Consider the following 16,132-nt stretch of genomic DNA (forward strand, 5'->3'; position numbering starts at 1 on the left):
TACCCCCTCACCGGTCCGGCAGCCACGGTCCGGCAGCCGGAGAACCCCATGTCACCCCGCCTCACGTCGTCCGAGGGGCTCTTGGCACTATCCCGTCGAAGCCTGTCACTCCTGCCACTGGGCGATCACGTCCGGGACCGGTTGACTTCGGGACGTCCGACGAGCCGACCCCGGAAGGCGCCATCCATGCACACCCAGACCGTCCTGCCGGACGGCCTCGACCCACTGACCGCAGACATCGGCGTGTCGGTCGAGCACGAGTGGGACCCGTCCCTCACCGCACACGCCGCACACGCCGGTGAGCGGTTCGCCGGGAAGCGGGCCCTCACCGGCCTCCCGGAACCGCATCCGACCCCCGACGTGACATCCGAACGCGCCACGCCGACGCGAGACACCGCGGCCGACCGGTGCCCGGCGCCCGTGGGAACGGGCACGCGCCGGTGGACGACGGGTTCACACTCCGGGCGACACGTGCGGTGCGCGACGCCGGGGAGCGCCCCGGAGCGTCGGTCGTGACCGAACTCCTGCTCTCCCTGCACGTCCTGGCCGCCATCATGGCCGTCGGCCCGGTCGCGGTCGCGGCGAGCATGTTCCCCGCGACACTGCGTCGCGTCGTCGACGCCCGGGCGGGCGACGACCTGCCGGCCCTGCGGACGCTGCACCGCGTCTGCCGTGTCTACGCGGGCGTCGGCATCGCCGTGCCCCTGTTCGGCCTCGCCACCGCCGCCGACCTGGGCGTGCTCGGCGACGCCTGGGTGATCAGCTCCATCGTGCTCACCGCCGCCGCCGCAGGCGTCCTGGCACTGGTCATCCTGCCAGCCCAGGAGAGAGTCCTGGCCGAGACCGAGAAGGCCGGCCCGCTGCCGCCGTCGCACCGTCTCGCGCTGCCGACCGGCGTCTTCAACCTGCTCTGGGCCACGGTCACCGTTGTGATGATCATCCGCCCCGGCTCCACGACGGGGGTATGACCATGTATTCGCGCCCACCGCGCCACCTGCGCGCCGCGGCCCATGCCGAACTGGTCTCGCTCGTCGTGCTGCTGTCCAATCTGTCGACCGTCCACCTGAAGCCGGTCTCCTCCCTGATGGGACCGGCACACGGCTGCGCGTACCTGTTCGTCGTGATCACGACCTGGCGCCTCGGCGCCGCCACGACCGCCGCCAAGGTCCTGGCCGTCGTGCCGGGAGCCGGTGGGCTGCTCGCGCTGCGGCGGATCGACCGCCCCGGCGCCGTGCGGCACGAGGCGGGAAGGACCGCCGCCTCATGAACCACTTGTCACCGGTCGTCGTCGGCGTCGTCTACTGCCTGCTGATGTCCCCGATCAAGGAACCGCACCGGCGACATTTCAACGCGGTCATGGTGGGGGGCGCCGGTGCGGCGTACCTGAGCGGGGGCGGCGTCGGACCGTGGGAACTGCCGTTCGTCGCGGTCATGGCCTACGTCGCCTACCGGGGCCTGGAGTCCTGGACGTTCATCGGCGTCGGCTGGCTGCTGCACACCACGTGGGACGTGGTCCACCACCTCACCGGCGATCCGATCCTGCCCTTCCTGCCGGACTCCTCGTTCGCGTGTGCCGTCTGCGACCCCGTGATCGCCCTGTGGTGCTTCTGCGGAGGGCCTCCGCTGACCGCCCTCCTCCGCGACCGGTTCCGGCGCCACCGCGGGGAGCACCAGGCGCACGAGCAGTCGTCCACGCGGACCTGACGGGACGCGGTGACCGCTCCCGCCGGCGGGCCGACGCCGGTCCGGGCTGCCGGGCCCGGCAGCCCGGCCGGTCACCGCGGCCGTCCCGCTCGCGCCACCACGGCGTGACACGGCCGGCGGTGCCGGGCGTGCTCCGGGGCGGGCACCCGGCCGGGCAGCCCACGTCAACAGGCGGCCCGTCCGACGCACCGGACCCACCGTCACCGTCGTTGACCGGACCCCTTCGGGGCCCACGGTGCTCGCGGCGCCGCCGTCCGCGCCCCGGCTCATCCCCGGCCGGCGGACCACGCGTCCGTAGGGGGTTCGGGGTGCGACCACGAGGAACCCGGTCGCCCGCGGCGGCGGCGCGGTCGAGCCGGTGCGGTGCGAGGTCACCCGTCTGCGCCGCACCCGTGGGGCAGGGCGACAGTCCGGCTGATAGTGGTGGTGCAGGAATGACAGCGGCGAACGGCCGGACCGCGAGGCGGCCCACTGCTCCCTGACCGGCCGGTGACCGCCGCTCGTCACGTCACACCGGACACCGAACCGGCCCCGGCCCGCTGACCGTGCCCTTCCCCGCCGGTGACCGGACGGCCAGCCGGAACACCCGGATCGAGCCCGGCACACGGTCCGAACGAGAGGCATGTCATGAAGATCGCAGTCATCGGCGGTACCGGGCTGATCGGGTCGCGGGTCGTCGCGAAGCTGAACGCCGCCGGGCACGAGGCCGTTCCGCACTCGCAGTCCACCGGGGTCGACGTCATCAGCGGCAAGGGGCTCGACGAGGCGCTGGCGGGGGCCCAGGTCGTCGTCAACCTGACGAACTCCCCGACCTTCGACGACGCCTCACCGGCCTTCTTCCGCAGTTCGATGGACAACCTTCTGGACGCGGCGGACAGGGCGGGTGTCGGCCACGTCGTCATCCTGTCCATCGTCGGTGTGGACCAGGTGCCGGAACTGGACTACTACCGCGCGAAAGTCCTCCAGGAACAGATCCTCATGGCCGGCCCGATCCCGTACTCGATCGTGCGGGCGACGCAGTTCATGGAGTTCATGGACGCCGTCATCTCCTGGACGGCCGATGACGACACCGTGCGGCTGCCCGCCACGCCGATCCAGCCGATCGCCGCGGCGGACGTGGCCGAGGCGGTGGCCGAGGTCGCCACGGGCGCCCCGCTGAACGGCGTGCGGGCGATCGGCGGCCCGCAGGTCTTCGCGCTGGACGAGCTCGGCCGGATCACCCTGGCCCACAAGGGCGACCCCCGTACGGTCGTCACGGACCCCACCGCAGGCATGTTCGCCGTGGTGGAGGGTGACGTGCTGACCGACCCCGACGCCCATCTCGCCCCCACCCGCTACGCCGACTGGCTCTCCTGACCCGAGGAAACCGCCGCGGCGCCCCGGCGGACGCCGGCGTCGTAAGGGCTGCCACGGCTCCGCACCCGGGAGCGCAGGCACGGGTGATGGCCGAGCGTCGACCAGCAGGCCGTCGAATGGGCGGCCGAGGCATTCCCGGACGGCCGGTGACCGGCAGGGCGGTGACGTCCGGCGCACCTTCCGCTCCCGGCGGCGCGTGTCCGGCCGGCCAGGGCCGGTCGCAGGCGCTCCGGCGATCGGCCGCACCCGCACCCCGGCGACGTCGTCGGCGTGCCACCGGTCGGCGCTCGCCGACCCGGGCACGCGTCGGGCTCAGGACATCTGCGGCGCCCACCCGGTTCCATCACCCGGCCGGCGGCCGCCCTTGAACGGGGAAGACCGGGGCACTATTCGAGGTGTCCAGCCCATGCGTCACAGGGGATTCACATATGTCCAGCACAGAGCACCACGTGCGACTCACGGTGGCGGCGTTGATGTTCGCGACCGGGGAGACGCAGGCCGACCTCGCCGACGGCATCGGGGCGAGCCGGGGACAGGTGTCCCGCAAGCAGGCGGGCGCGAGCCACTGGACCCTCGCTGATCTGGACCGGCTCTCCGCCCACTACGGCGTGCCCGTACCCGAACTGCTGCGCGGCGCCGACCACGCCGTGCGACTGCTGCCGTCCGCCCGCCGCGCCGAGTGCATCGGCGGGACACAGACGACCCTCACCCCCTGACCGGGGCGGGACGGCGCCGGACCGGCCGGTGCCCGCGCCGGCCCCGCCGTTCGACCGTGACCACCGTCGTACCGCTCTCCTCCGGACATGACCGGACCGGCCCCCCGGCCCTTGCCCCTCGTCACGATCGCCGTGGCCGCCCGGGGCCCGGAAGGCCGCACCTACGCGATGTCGTTGAACTTGGCGCCCCCGCCCGCGTACAGAGTGGTCGTCTGCCGCTTCAAGGGGGCGGCCGTCGAGCCGGTCGGGCCGTGGACGTACGTGCCGTTCGGTCCGTAGGCGATCAGGTCGGGGCGGCCGTCGCCGGGGCGGCAGCCGCCGCTGGGCGGTGCCTCCGGTCGTCCGCCGCCGAGGGTGCGGCGGCCGCCGGGAGCGCGGTCAGGCCGACACGGGCCTGCGGGCCTGCTGGGCGAGGAGGTCGCGGAAGGCACCTGGCGGGGTGGGTGCTGGCGCAGGCGGCGAGGGCAGGAGCGGGACGGACCGCGACGCCGCGACTCCCAGGGCCGCCCATGCTGACGCGCGGGCAACGGCCGTGCCCCATGAGGCAGTTCACCGTGTCCACTTGGCCGGTGACACCCGGTCGAGGCGCCGTTAACGTCTGACCGTGAGCCGATACACCCCGCCCGCGTCACGCCCCGCCGTGGCAGTCCCATGGAGCCGGCCCAGCGCGTGACCGAGGACAGGGAAGACACGACTCACCCCACCATGACGGAGTCGCCCGCAGTCGAGGCCGCGCCCGCCCCGGCGAAGGACTCAACGACCGCCGAGGAGGCCGGTGCCCGCGCGTCCGCACGCCGTCGGCGGGGTCCTGGGCCCTTCGCTCTGATCGCGCTGCCCGGCCTGGTGGCGTCCACCGGGGTGGTCGCCTTCCTCGCCCTGACCGGCAGACTCGACACGGCCCTGACCTCGGATCCGGGCTCGGCCCAGCCGGCCGTCAGCAACGTGGACGGGTCCTTCGTGCCCTGGCTGCGCAGGGCGACCGCGGACTGCGCGGGCGTCTCGCCCGCACTCCTGGCCGCGCACATCGATCAGCTCTCCGGCTGGCAGGACGACAGCGCGAGCCTCTCCGGGCGCGGCATCGCCCGTTTCACGGACGCCGGCTGGAAGACCTGGGGCCGGGACGACGACGGCAACGGCAGTTCCTCACCGCACGACGCGGTGGACGCGATCATGGCGCTGGGGCGGCAGGACTGCTCCCTGGCGGAGAAGGTGACCGCCCTCCGGACGAAGGGCGCCGTCAACGGGGATGTCGCAGACCTCACGCTCGCCGCGTACGCGGCCGGGGTGGACGAGGTCGGCAGGGCAGGCAAGGTGCCCGTCGCGGCCCGTGCGTTCGTCGCCGGGGTCAGGAAGCGGCTGCCGCGGTACGACGCCCTGGTCCGGCAGAATCCCGAGCGGGACAGCGGCCCACTCTCCGGCGCGCTGCTGCGGCCGCCCGTCACCGTGCTCACCGTCACCTCGCCGTTCGGCTCGCGCACCCACCCGCTGACCAAGGTCACCAAGCTCCACACGGGTGTCGACTTCGGCGCGCCGCAGGGGGCGCAGGTGTCCGCCGCGCGAGGGGGACGGGTCGAGTTCGCCGGCATGACCTCGGCCTACGGCTACCGCGTCGTGATCGACCACGGCACGATCGACGGGAAACGGCTGGAGACCACCTACAGCCATCTGTCCGTCCTCCAGGTGAGCGCCGGCCAGAGCGTGAGCGCCGGCGCCCCGGTCGGGCTCGTCGGCTCGACGGGACTTTCCACCGGCCCGCACCTCCACTTCGAGGTCCTCCTCGACGGCCAGTACACGGACCCGGAGGCCTGGCTCGCCAACGGCGGCTGAGCGCGCCCGGAGGGCGCCCCGCGAGGAAGACCGCAGGGTTGCGGATCTGTCCGAACTGGGCGGCTGCGGAACTGCACGAGCCGGCACGTCCGGCAGCGGACGCACCGTTCGGACGGCGTCCGCGGAGTCCCGACCAGGTCCGCGCGGCCTGCCCGCCGGCTGCGTCCGGAGGGCCGAGGACCGGACCAACTCCGCACGTCTGAGCAGGACTCATGACTCGGGAGTCCAGGTGTCGAGGGGCTCGGGGATGAAGATGTCACTGCCGGTCAGCAGCCGCTCGAAGAGGTCCTGCTCGTAGTGGTGGCGCAGGAAGGCGCCGACCGACTTGCGGCTCGCGCGCACGCCGTAGGGCCACCCGTCCTCGCCGAGCAGGCCGCGGTTGTGTGCGAACAGGCTGCTGAAACCAGGCGGTCACCAGGCTCATGTGCTGCTTCGCGGCGCCCTCGATGTACTTGCGTCCGGCCATGTCCTCGGCCTTGACGAAGGCGCGGTGGACCGAGCGCAGATCCTCGGACCGGTGCACCAGGTCCTTGCGGACCGCGACGATGTGCGTCGGGGGGAAGATCCCGGTGCGCCGGTAGTAGTCGCGCTCGGCGTCGGAGCCGCCGTGCCCCGTCACTCGAGGAGGCCCGCCAGTTCCTCCAAGACCGAGCGGGGCCGGCACGCCGTGGCGCGGTTCGCCGTGAGCAGGCAGCGGTTTCCGCCGGCCGCGTCATGGCGCGCGGTGGAACGCCCGGAAGCTCTCCAGGCGTTCGAGCAGCGCACGGCCCTCGTCGCGCCGGGCGCCCGGGGCGACGGCCTTCAACAGGACGCCGACGGCGACCGGGTCCGGCCCGGACGGCGCCCGGGTGAGCCGGCGCACCTCGTCAGGGGCCAGCGGGGTGCGGGTCTCGTGGCCGTTCGCCGCGCAGAGGGTGCCGGAGTCCGGGTCCGGCGCCCACAGCACAGGCGCCTGCGGGTCGCCGCGCAACCGGTCCGCGTCACTGAGGGCGCGGGGCGCCGCGGCGGGCGGAACCGGCTCGAAGCCTCCGGCGGTCCAGCGGCGCAGGGAGAGCACGGCGACGCGGCGGCGCATCGCGACGGGTTCGGCGAAGTCGTACAGGGCCCGCGCGGCGGTGGTGAGCGCCTCGGGCAGCGTGGGAGCGAGGACGCCTCCGGTCGCGGCGCCGGGCGCGGTCAGGGGGGCGTCCGTGGTGCCCAGCAGGGTGTCCAGGCCGCCGCGGCCGGCGAGCCGGGCCGGGTCCAGGTCGGCGAGCAGGTCTTCGAGTTCGTAGCCGGTGTGGTGCTCGTCGCGGGGGATGCCGACGTTGACGCTGGTCGCCGGGGCGGCGGTGGCGCTCTCGCCGACGTGGTAGTAGTCGGCGGGCCAGTACAGCAGTTCGCCGGGGCCTACCTCGGCAGGCACGGACGCCGCGATGTGGCGGGCGTAGTCGGTCTTGGTCGAGACGGGTTCGTCCCACGGCCTGCGCGGCCAGAACCGCATCCGCTTGCGGCCGCGCAGGCCGAACAGGAAGGTGGCGAAGCGGTCCTTGTGGACGCCGACCGGGCTGTGCTCGTAGGTGCCGTGGAACAACGTGGTGATGGCGCCGGTCAGCGGCAGGCCGGCGGTGTGCCACAGAGGGGCGAAGAACGCGCGCTCCCGGGACCACAGCGCGGGGTCGAAGGCGTGGAAGCCGTTGACCACCAACGCGTACCGGCGCTCGTCCAGGCGGGCGGCGAGCCGTGCGTCGTAGGCGTCGAAAGCGCCGTCCCCGCCGACGGGCAACACCTCCTCGGCGTCATCACGTTGGACGGTGTCGACCGTGAACTGCACGTTGGGCGGCACGGGTGAGTCCGCTGCGCCCGTGGCGCAGGCGCGCACGGCGGCCCGGAACACCTCCGGGGCCGTGAACGGCGACTCAGCGACGGAGCGGAACAGGACCGGGCGCCGGTCCCAGTACCGCTCCACCAGGGTGCTCCAGGAGAACTCCTCCTCGACCGCCAGGATCGGTTCCTCGCTCATGCCGTGTCCGTCCTCCCTGCCACGTCCACGCCGCGCAGGGCGTGCAGTTTGCCCAGCAGCGCGGCGACCTGCGCCTGGCGGCCGGGGCCGGCTTCGGCGCACAGCTCCGCGACGGTGTGCGCGCCGGGTTGCCGCAGCAGGTGCAGGACGCGCTCGCCGAGCGTGCCCCGCAGGGAGAAGGCGTGACCGTCGACGGCCCAGATCCACGCCTGCTCCTCGTCGAGCGGCATGCGCACGACGGGCGAGGCGGGCCGCAGCCGGTCCTCCGGTGCGAGGGCGACGGGCGCCCGGGGAGCCGGTGCGGGTTCCAGCGCACCAGCGCTGACCCGGCGCGCCCACAGGACGCGCAGGATGCGGCCGAGCCGCTCCTCGCCGGTCACCTGCCGCAAGTCCCGTGCCGCCTCCCACAGTTCGGGTATCCCGGGCACACCGCCTTCCTCGTCGGCGGGCGGGTACGGCAGGCAGGGGACGTGGTCGTGGCCGCGTCGTTCGTGCAGCAGGCCCGCGACGACGTCCTTGACCGCTTCCGTCAGCAGGCGGGCGTCGGCCGGGACCAGCAGCCGCAGCGCGAGGGTCCGCGAGCCGTAGCGCAGGGCGTGGGGTCGTCCCGCGGGCCAGTGCAGCAGCTCCCCGGTGCCGGCCGTGAGGGCATGACCGTCCCGGGGGTGCTCCGGCAGTACCGTGACGCTGCCGTGCAGCACCCATACGAGGCTGGAGTGCGCGGGTTCGCGCCGCAGTCCGTCGCTGTCGGTGATCCCTTCGCCGAGGGCGAGTTCGGCGACGACCGGCAGCACGGGATGGCCGATCCGCTCCCACAGCGGTGCGACCAGGTCGCGTACCTGTGCCCACAGCGCGTGGTCGAGCAGAAGCGGCTGCTCCACGGCGAGCAGCCGGCCCTTCCCTCCCGTCCGGCCGTCGAGCCGCAAGGTGTACCGCTCGGCGGTGTCGTCCCGCGGGCCGGGCAGCAGATCGCCGGGCGTCCGGATCTGTCCGCCCTCGACAAGGAACCGCACGTCGGGCAGCGCTCGGAACCGGGTGCCGGCCCGGAAGGGCCGTGCCGCCCGCACCATGACCGTGTACGCGCGCAGGGCGTCGACCGCGTCCGTCCCGCCGGGCGCGGGGACGACGGCGGGCTCGCGCCCCCGGTGGCGGGCGGCCAGGTCGTCCCAGGCGGCGGTCACCGGGTCCGGGTGCGGTAGCGGCTGCGCAGGCGGCCTGCGTAACGTGCGAGCGGTTCCATCCCCAGGTTGCGCCGCAGTTCGTCGACCCGGTCGGGCTGTTCGATGGGACACGGCTCCAACTCTCCCTCGTACATGCGGAACTTGGTCCCGTACACCTGCGGGCGGCCCTGGCCGACCCGCAGCGCGTCGGTGACGTAGGCCACCTGACGCCTCGGCAGGTCCCCTTCCCGGGCCGCCCGCTGGATCAGCCGGAGGCACTCCTGCTGGAAGGCGACGGGGCCCTCGGCGTGCTGGACGAGCCTGCACGCGGCGGCCGCGGCGGCCGGCCCGACAAGGGCGTGACCGGGCCAGCCGTGCCGGGCCACCACGCCGGCCAGCCATCCCATGCCCGCCGTGGTCAAGGCGACCAGCCGCTTCTCCGTCGCCTCGTCGGTGAAGCCGGAGGCCACCCAGCGGGCGCGCAGGACCGCGTCGACCCGGTCCATGCGCAGCAGCCGCCGCCGGACGTCCGGCGCCGGCTCGGGAAGGGCGAAAGGCTCCACGCGGATGCGGACCCTCTCCCGGTCCCAGGTGTACGTGATCCGCCGTCCCGCTTCGGTCCAGGTGAACTCGGCCTCGCCGGTGTGCCGGTCGGTGACGCGTACCCGGACGCCGTCACCCTCGAAGGTGCCCGGTCCCGCGGTGGCGCAGGCGTACTCGACCGCGTCGCGCAGTGCCACGCCCAGGCCGGCCAGGTCCCGGCCGCGCTCGTCGAGCACGGCGGCGGACGGCGGCCAGGCGGGGTCGGGGTCCGCGGGGACGGTGAGGTGGGCGGCGGGGCCGGGGCAGTGGGCGGGGTCTGCCGTGCGCAGCAGTGGGCCGCCGTGCGCGCGGCGGAAGAAGTAGGGGACGTCGCCGACGTCGAGCTGGGCCGTCTCGGCCGGGCCGAAGACGGGTTCCGCGAGGGCTCCGTGGACGGCTTCGCCCGTGGCGCCGACGACCTCCTGGGGCACGGTCGCGGGGGTGCCGCCGGGCCGGGTCGTGGACGGCGCCTCGGCTCGGGTCCCGGTGCCGGTGAGGCGGTCGGCCAGGGCCTCGGTGTACGCCGCCGTCGGCTTGAGCAGCACGCGGACGTACGTGTCCGGTGCCGCCCGCTGGAGGTGGGCGCGGACGCGGTCGTGATGGCGGGACATCAGCGTCCACGCGTCGAACATGCCGCGCAGGAAGGACGGCAGGTAGGGCCCCTGTCCGGCGCGTCCGTGGGTGTCGGCGACGACCGTGCGGGTGGCGACCCGGGTGCAGGGCCGGTCCCGCCGTACGAGCCGGGGTCCACCGTCGGTGGTCTCGGTGAAGTGGGCGACGGGTCCGTCGACCGTGCACCAGCGGGGCCGGTCCTCGAAGCCCGGATGGTGATGGTCCCCGGCGGCTTCGTCGGCGATGAGCCCGGTGTCGTGGAGCCGCCGCAGCGGTGTCAGGAAGATCTCCAGGTCCACGGGGCAGGGCAGGGGTTCCCGGTCCTGGGGCCGGGTGCCGACCAGGAGGTTGCCCTCGCCGAGGTCGGCGATGCCGAAGCGGAACGCTGCGGCGGCGAGCGAGCCCGCCCGGTGCCAGTAGCGTTCCGCCTGGCGCGGGCCGAGCCGGGTGCCGTGCAGCCGCCGGCCGTTCCCCGAACGGATCACGCCCCACTGCGCTGGTGGTTCGAGCCACTCCTGCCAGGAGTACTCCCCTCCGTCGGGGCCGGAGCCGGGCGTGCAGCGCAGTACGGGAAGACGTACCGGACCGGACGCGCTCGGCAACGCGTTGAGCAAGGCGAACACGGAGTCGTCCGGGGGCAGGAAGAGGACTTCGCCGCCGGCCGGGCGTGGCTTGTAGGCGATGCTGCCGCCGCTCAGGCGCACCCGCAGCACTCGGCGGCGGCCGTTGTGGGTCTCCGCGCCCTGGGCCTCGATGCCGGTCACCGGCAGCCGCAGGTCGAGCTGGTCGAACCAGGGAGTGCCGGCGTCGCGGGCGAGACGTTGCAGGAAGCGGTCCAGGAAGCCCGTCCAGCGGGCGCACTCCTCCTCGGCGTCGTAGGCGACGCCGGCAGCGCACGCGGTGAACGCCTCGCACACCAGCGGACCGAACAGCGCGCCGTCGGTGACGTCGAGCACTCCGGGCGCGAGAAGGGCGGTGTGCTGGGCGGCGGTGCGGCCGCACCAGACGTCGAGGGCGTCCAGCAGCGAGTGGAGCGGGGCGAAGCGGGGATCGGTGAGCGCAGCCGTCAGCAGCGCGGCATCCGACTCACCGGTCAGGTAGCGGTCATGGGCGAGGAGGCCGTCCTCACCGAGGCGCAGCACCGGAGGGAACAAGGCGCCCGTGGCGCCCGCCCGCACGGCGTCGATCACCCGGCGCGCGGCGGGGCCGAGCGCGGGGGCGCTTCCCCGCACGGTCGGCGCGACCGCTTCCGCCTGCCACAGCACCTGGGTCATGGCGTCCTTCCCGGTGCGGTGCCGCCCCGCCTGGGGCGGAACGGCACCCGGTGTACCGTGCCGCGGCCTGCCGTCGACCGCGGCTGGTGTCAGAAGCAGTAGACGCGGATACAGGTGCCGGCCGCGGCTCCGGTGCGGGCCGGGATCTCCTGCTCCAGCTCGCCGATGACGAGGTCGAGCTCCTCCTCGGCGGTGGGACGGGCTTCGGTGCGGGACTGGCCCTCATGGGTGGTGAGCTGGTTCACGGTGGTCCTCCTGGATCGACAAGAGACACTCGGTGATGCCGCGACAACTCGGCCGAGCTTAGGCAGCGGAGGACGACCGAAACAGGGCTGGCACAGACGACTTCTGGCCAATCACGGACCGTGACCGACGAGTGCGGAAGGACGAGAGAGGTGTCGTCCTCACTTCGGCACCCCAACGGGGAGTGCGGTGCCGGACGAGGCCGTGCGGCTGTGCGCGGTCGCCGTGGACGAGCAGGCCGACCGCGCGGCCCGACCGGCGCCTGGAGTCAACGCACGGAGCGTCCACCGGCCCCGGAGCGCTTCAGCCTGGTCAGGGGCCCGTGGGAGGGAGCGGGCCGAGGCCGGTGCCCGCGTCCCTCGCAAGCTGAACGTGCAGATCCCGGTCGAGACCGTCCGGATGCTCTCGTCGGTGTTCCCCGTGTGCAGCGGACAGGCCCGCACCTTGACGGGGGCGGCTCCGTCGTCGTGACCGCGACGCGATCACGAGGCCACGGTCAGCACGATCTTGCCTTGGATGTGTCCCTGCGCGGCTCGCGTGTGAGCGCTGACCGCTTCGGACAGCGGGTAGGTGCTGTCCACCCCGACCTGGAGTGCACGCTCGTCGAACAGACGTCCGATTTCGGCGAGCTGGGGGCCGTTGGAACGTACCTGGATGTTCGAGACGGTGATGTCCAGACGCGCCGTCTCGTCCGGGTCGTACTGAGCGAAGAACACCGGAAGCATGGTGCCTCCGCGCTTGAGCATGGTCAGGAAGCGTGAGCTGTCCGGGCCGCCGACGGTGTCGATCACCAGGTCGACACCGCTGACCACGTCCGCGGCCTGCGTCGTGGTGTAGTCGATGAACTCGTCGGCGCCGAGCCTGCGCAGGAACTGCTCGTGCCGGCCCGAGGCCACCGCGATGACGTACGCCCCCTTCCATTTCGCCAACTGCACCGCGAAGTGGCCCACTCCACCGGCGGCCCCGTTGACCAGCACGGTCATCCCCGGCGTGATCGGCACCGGCTGATGCACCTGGCCGGTGAAAGGAGACGGCACGTCGTGGCCGAGATCGATCAGGTACTGCCAGGCCGTAAGCACGGCCATGGGCGCCCCGGCCGCCTGCACGTGGTCGATACCGGTCGGCTTGTGCGCCAGGTCAGAAGCCGGCGCGGCCACGTACTGGGCATACGTCCGGCCGTCGAATCCGGGAAACCGCAGCATGCCGAAGACCTCGTCACCGACGGCGAACCCCGGCACGTCCGGAGCGACCGCCTTCACCACGCCCGACATGTCCGTTCCAGGGATCAGGGGGAACTCCAGCACCGGCCTCATCTCGGCCGGCATGACCTTCATCCCCTCACGCAGGTACCAGTCCGGCGGGTTGATGCCCGCCGCGTGTACCTGGACCAGCACCTCGCCCGGACCGATCTCGGGAACCGGCACCTCGTCGTACCGCAGAACTTCCGGCCCGCCCGCTTCGTGGATCTGGATCGCCTTCATCGTGCCTGCCGCTTTCTCGGGGAAACGTTGCTCCCTCAGTCAAAGCCCGGGACGGCACGGCCGTCCAAGACCGGTTCGGCAATCCGATCATTCCGAAACGGCATGACGCGTAGCCTGCAGGGGTGAACGGTCCCGGACCGGACCAGGAACTGCGGCTCGTGCGCTGCTTCACCGCGGTGGCGGCGCACCAGCGCTTCGGCCGGGCCGTCGTCGGCCTGCACGTGGCGCAGCCGGCCACTTCAGCGGCCAAGGGCCTCCAAGACGCGGCCCAGTTGTCGCGCCGGTCCGGGGCCTGCGATCCGCAGGACGACCGTGTCCGCCCCGGCCGCCGCCAGCTCGTTGATCCGTTCGGCGCATTCCCCGGCCCGGCCGGACACGGTGAAAAGCTGCTCCGGCGGGCGGCCCAGCCAGGCGCCCTGGTCCTCCAGCCGAGGTCGCAACGTCTGCGCCACCTGCTGCACATCGTCGCCCGCACAGCAGAACGCGAGCACCGTCAGGGTGTGCTCGGGTCGGGCCCCGCCCTTGTCGGCAGACGCCCGGGCGGTCGCGACGTCACGGGGCCCGTGCCCCTCGGCGATCACCGTGCCGTCCGCGACCCGCCCGGACAGTTCCAGGGAGCGGGGCCGCACCACACCCGCGACCACCGGCGGCACTTCGACCGGCGGATGCACCAATCGGACGCCGTCCAGCCGTACTTCCCGGCCCTCCAGCTCGACCCGCTCCCCGCGCAGCAGCGCGCGCACCGAATTGATCGTCTCCTCCAGCAGAGCGAGCGGCGAGCGCGGCGCGACGCCGACCGAGACCATCCACTCCCGTACCCCGTGTCCGATCCCGGCCACCAGTCGGCCGGGGAACACCCTTGCCAACGTCGCCAGTTCCATCGCCAGCAGGGCCGGACTGCGCAACGGGGCGGGCGTGATGCCGATGCCGACCCGCAGCCGCTGCGTGGCCCCCAAGGCCACGGCCGCGGCGGACACACCCCCGTTCCAGCCGAGATCCTCGACCACCCAGAGATCGTCCGCCCCGAGCGCCTCGGCCTCCCGCGCGAACCCGGGAAGGCCCTCCGGGGCCCAGTCGCGGTCGAACATCACGCCGATCCGTACGGTCGTCATGTTCCGCAACCTACGGCGCGTCGGGAGAATGATCAACACACCTGCCCAGCGGCGGCCGCGCGGGCCTCACCCGATGTCCGCGCCCTGCGGTGCCGTCAGCATGACATGCTGTGCCTGCCCACCACCGAACCCAGGAGGTCGCCATGACCGCAGAGCCCGTACCCACGGAAGGTTCGGAGCCGGCCGACGCCGGGACGTCGTCTGTGGCGCCGGACAGCGACGGCAACTACGACCTGAAGCGCAAGTTCCGTGAAGCCCTGGCACGCAAGCGCGGTGCGCAGGCGGATGCGGCCGAGACCGCCGCCAACCCGGATGCGTCGAAGGTGCGCGCGGCGCACGGCCCGGCTGCGAGCCAGCGGTCGTTCCGGCGCAAGAGCGGCGGCTGAGCCCACGGTCCCGGCGGGCTGGACATCGACCGTCTGATGCCGCTCGCCGGGACGTCGGCCCCGCGGCTTCCACTGGATGTGCGGGTCGCGTACCCACGTGGACGATGGCGTGTGCGGGCGGGGTCGTTCGGGACTGTTTCACGGGCAGAACCGGTGTGAGGCTCTCGGCGCAGACGTTCTGGACGCGGGGCGAGGGATGCGTGTCGTCGATCGACGACACGTTCCGTTCGCTCCTGTCTGATCCCGACGAGCCCCCGGTCACCGGTCCCCACGCGACGGCCCCGCTCACGGCGGGAGCGGGGCCGGCACGGCTCGGTGACGGCTGTTCAGTGGGCGGCTTCGCCCTGGGCGACCTCGATCTCCTGGTGGACGTCGAGCGCGCCGGTCGCCGCGGAGGCGCAGGACAGCAGCGCACACGCTGCCAGGAGGGCTGCGATCCACGGCATGGCGCGCGGGGTGCCGGGGGCGGCGGGGTGAAGGAGAGCCGTCACGCGCTGCGGCACGGGCCCGGAGGTGGCTGCGGGGGTGTTCGCGGGCCGGGAGGTCTCCGCCGCGTGGGAGGCAAGGGCGGCGCGGGCGATGGCGTGTGCCGTGACACGCCGGTCGCCGACGGCGGCGGCGGCGGTCTCGTCGGCGGCGCGCTCGGCGGCCAGCCCGATGACATCGCGGACCGGGCGCAGCGCGGGATGACAGTGGGCGGCGAGTTCCGCGGCGACCAGGAAGTAGTGATGGCCGGCCGCGTTGTGAGCGCGCTCGTGCGCGAAGAGGGCCTCGCGCTCGCGCGCGTCGAGGCTGCGCAGCATGGCGGTGGTGACGACGATGCGGGGCGGACGGCCGGGCAGGGCGTAGGCGTCGGGGTGCGGGGACTCGACGACGCACAGGTCGCCCGCTGCGGGCCGGCGGTCGGCCTGGGACCGGGCGGTGCGCAGCCCTGCGGCCTGCCGCACGACACAGCGGCCGAGGGCGACGGCGCCGATGGCGAGCAGACCGACGGCCAGGGCCGCCAGGGGCAGGACCAGACGCAGGGAGAACGTCCGCAGGGGTTGCACCAGCTCGGCGAAGGCGGCGAACGCCGGAATCCTCAGGAGGCCGGTCAGGGCGAGCGTGCCGAGGGCCGTGACGGTACCGGCCGCGAGGAGCAGCACCGAGACGGTGAGCGTCCACAGCGCGGCCTGCGGCGAACAGCGGTCGACGACCCGGCGGGCCGGCAGGAGCGCCGCACAGGGCAGCAGCAGCGGCAGCAGCAACAACATCACCAGCGTCATGGACCCTCCTCCAGCAGCCGGCGCAGCACCTGCTCGTCGTCCGCGCTGAGCCGGGCGACGAAGCGGGCCAGGACCGTCTCGCGGTCGCTGTCACGGTCGAGTTCGCTGTGCATGCGCAGCGCGGTCAGGCCGTGGGGGTCCTCCACGGGACGGTAGGCGTAGCCGCGGCCCCGCCGCTCCCGTCGCAGGGTCCCCTTCTCCTGCAGGCGGGTCAGGATCGTCGTCACGGTCGTCCGGGCCAGTCCGCGGGCCAGTTGCGCCTGCACCTGCGCCGGAGTCAGCCAGGTGCCTGCGGCCCATAGTGCGGCCATCACCGCGGCCTCCAGTTCACCCGCCGGTCGGCGTTCATCCCTTTGGGGACTCATGAGAACGGTTCTCCCCCCGCAATCGTCTACAGTGCTGTAGACCGTCT

17 protein-coding genes are annotated in these 16,132 nt (G+C 73.5%); 7 read left to right on the top strand and 10 right to left on the bottom strand.

Going from position 1 to position 16,132, the window contains the following annotated elements; genetic code table 11:
• Positions 1-512 precede the first annotated feature (512 nt).
• The 5 genes from AB0N63_RS15980 (at position 513) to AB0N63_RS16000 (ending at position 3,776) form a co-directional block, all read left to right on the top strand.
• Positions 513-968, top strand: a complete 456-nt coding sequence (locus tag AB0N63_RS15980) for a hypothetical protein (RefSeq protein ID WP_365529406.1) — start codon at positions 513-515, stop codon at positions 966-968.
• On the top strand, positions 965-1,267 hold the full coding sequence (locus tag AB0N63_RS15985) for a DUF3817 domain-containing protein (RefSeq protein WP_365529407.1): 303 nt from the start codon (positions 965-967) through the stop codon (positions 1,265-1,267). The genes AB0N63_RS15980 and AB0N63_RS15985 overlap by 4 nt, the downstream gene beginning before the upstream one ends.
• Entirely contained in the window at positions 1,264-1,704 is a 441-nt protein-coding gene (locus AB0N63_RS15990) for a DUF6010 family protein (RefSeq protein ID WP_365529409.1), read from the top strand. Before AB0N63_RS15985 ends, AB0N63_RS15990 begins: the two co-directional genes overlap by 4 nt.
• A 627-nt stretch (positions 1,705-2,331) precedes the next feature.
• Positions 2,332-3,060 carry an NAD(P)H-binding protein gene (locus tag AB0N63_RS15995; protein ID WP_365529411.1) on the top strand — a complete coding sequence of 243 codons (729 nt, stop codon included), beginning with the start codon at positions 2,332-2,334 and terminating at the stop codon, positions 3,058-3,060.
• Positions 3,061-3,488: 428 nt separating this feature from the next.
• A complete protein-coding gene (locus AB0N63_RS16000) occupies positions 3,489-3,776 on the top strand; it encodes a helix-turn-helix domain-containing protein (RefSeq protein WP_365529413.1) in 288 nt (95 codons plus the stop codon).
• A 161-nt stretch (positions 3,777-3,937) separates the two neighbouring features.
• Here AB0N63_RS16000 and AB0N63_RS16005 read toward each other — a convergent pair whose 3' ends face one another.
• The gene (locus tag AB0N63_RS16005; protein WP_365529415.1) at positions 3,938-4,207 is read right to left on the bottom strand and encodes a hypothetical protein; all 270 of its coding nucleotides are present in this window, start codon (positions 4,205-4,207) and stop codon (positions 3,938-3,940) included.
• Positions 4,208-4,445: 238 nt separating this feature from the next.
• On the opposite strand from AB0N63_RS16005, the gene AB0N63_RS16010 reads away from it, so the two are divergent.
• The gene (locus AB0N63_RS16010) at positions 4,446-5,603 is read left to right on the top strand and encodes a M23 family metallopeptidase (protein ID WP_365529417.1); all 1,158 of its coding nucleotides are present in this window, start codon (positions 4,446-4,448) and stop codon (positions 5,601-5,603) included.
• Between the two features lie 210 nt (positions 5,604-5,813).
• On the opposite strand, the gene AB0N63_RS16015 is transcribed toward AB0N63_RS16010, so the two are convergent.
• The 7 genes from AB0N63_RS16015 to AB0N63_RS16045 form a co-directional block, all read right to left on the bottom strand.
• The gene (locus AB0N63_RS16015; RefSeq protein ID WP_365529419.1) at positions 5,814-5,945 is read right to left on the bottom strand and encodes a hypothetical protein; all 132 of its coding nucleotides are present in this window, start codon (positions 5,943-5,945) and stop codon (positions 5,814-5,816) included.
• 370 nt (positions 5,946-6,315) lie between these two features.
• Positions 6,316-7,605, bottom strand: coding sequence for a cupin domain-containing protein (locus tag AB0N63_RS16020; protein WP_365529421.1), 1,290 nt, complete (start codon positions 7,603-7,605; stop codon positions 6,316-6,318).
• Positions 7,602-8,786: a hypothetical protein gene (locus AB0N63_RS16025; protein ID WP_365529423.1), complete on the bottom strand. Its 1,185-nt coding sequence runs from the start codon at positions 8,784-8,786 to the stop codon at positions 7,602-7,604. The genes AB0N63_RS16020 and AB0N63_RS16025 overlap by 4 nt, the downstream gene beginning before the upstream one ends.
• Complete coding sequence (locus tag AB0N63_RS16030; protein WP_365529425.1) at positions 8,783-11,233, bottom strand: DUF4135 domain-containing protein; 2,451 nt, start codon at positions 11,231-11,233, stop codon at positions 8,783-8,785. The genes AB0N63_RS16025 and AB0N63_RS16030 overlap by 4 nt, the downstream gene beginning before the upstream one ends.
• 89 nt (positions 11,234-11,322) lie before the next feature.
• On the bottom strand, positions 11,323-11,478 hold the full coding sequence (locus AB0N63_RS16035; protein WP_365529427.1) for a hypothetical protein: 156 nt from the start codon (positions 11,476-11,478) through the stop codon (positions 11,323-11,325).
• A gap of 480 nt (positions 11,479-11,958) precedes the next feature.
• Positions 11,959-12,957 (bottom strand): NADP-dependent oxidoreductase, encoded by a 999-nt coding sequence (locus AB0N63_RS16040; RefSeq protein ID WP_365529429.1) that lies wholly within the window; start codon positions 12,955-12,957, stop codon positions 11,959-11,961.
• A gap of 239 nt (positions 12,958-13,196) precedes the next feature.
• Positions 13,197-14,099 (bottom strand): LLM class flavin-dependent oxidoreductase, encoded by a 903-nt coding sequence (locus tag AB0N63_RS16045; protein ID WP_365529766.1) that lies wholly within the window; start codon positions 14,097-14,099, stop codon positions 13,197-13,199.
• A 113-nt stretch (positions 14,100-14,212) separates the two neighbouring features.
• On the opposite strand from AB0N63_RS16045, the gene AB0N63_RS16050 reads away from it, so the two are divergent.
• Positions 14,213-14,455, top strand: a complete 243-nt coding sequence (locus AB0N63_RS16050) for a DUF5302 domain-containing protein (RefSeq protein ID WP_365529431.1) — start codon at positions 14,213-14,215, stop codon at positions 14,453-14,455.
• 326 nt (positions 14,456-14,781) lie between these two features.
• Here the strand turns inward: AB0N63_RS16050 and AB0N63_RS16055 are convergent, their stop codons facing one another.
• Positions 14,782-15,714 (bottom strand): M48 family metalloprotease, encoded by a 933-nt coding sequence (locus AB0N63_RS16055; protein ID WP_365529768.1) that lies wholly within the window; start codon positions 15,712-15,714, stop codon positions 14,782-14,784.
• A gap of 2 nt (positions 15,715-15,716) precedes the next feature.
• Positions 15,717-16,085, bottom strand: coding sequence for a BlaI/MecI/CopY family transcriptional regulator (locus AB0N63_RS16060; protein WP_365529433.1), 369 nt, complete (start codon positions 16,083-16,085; stop codon positions 15,717-15,719).
• Positions 16,086-16,132: the final 47 nt, after the last annotated feature.

The organism is Streptomyces sp. NPDC093260, assembly GCF_040683715.1.
Classification (GTDB): domain Bacteria; phylum Actinomycetota; class Actinomycetes; order Streptomycetales; family Streptomycetaceae; genus Streptomyces; species Streptomyces sennicomposti.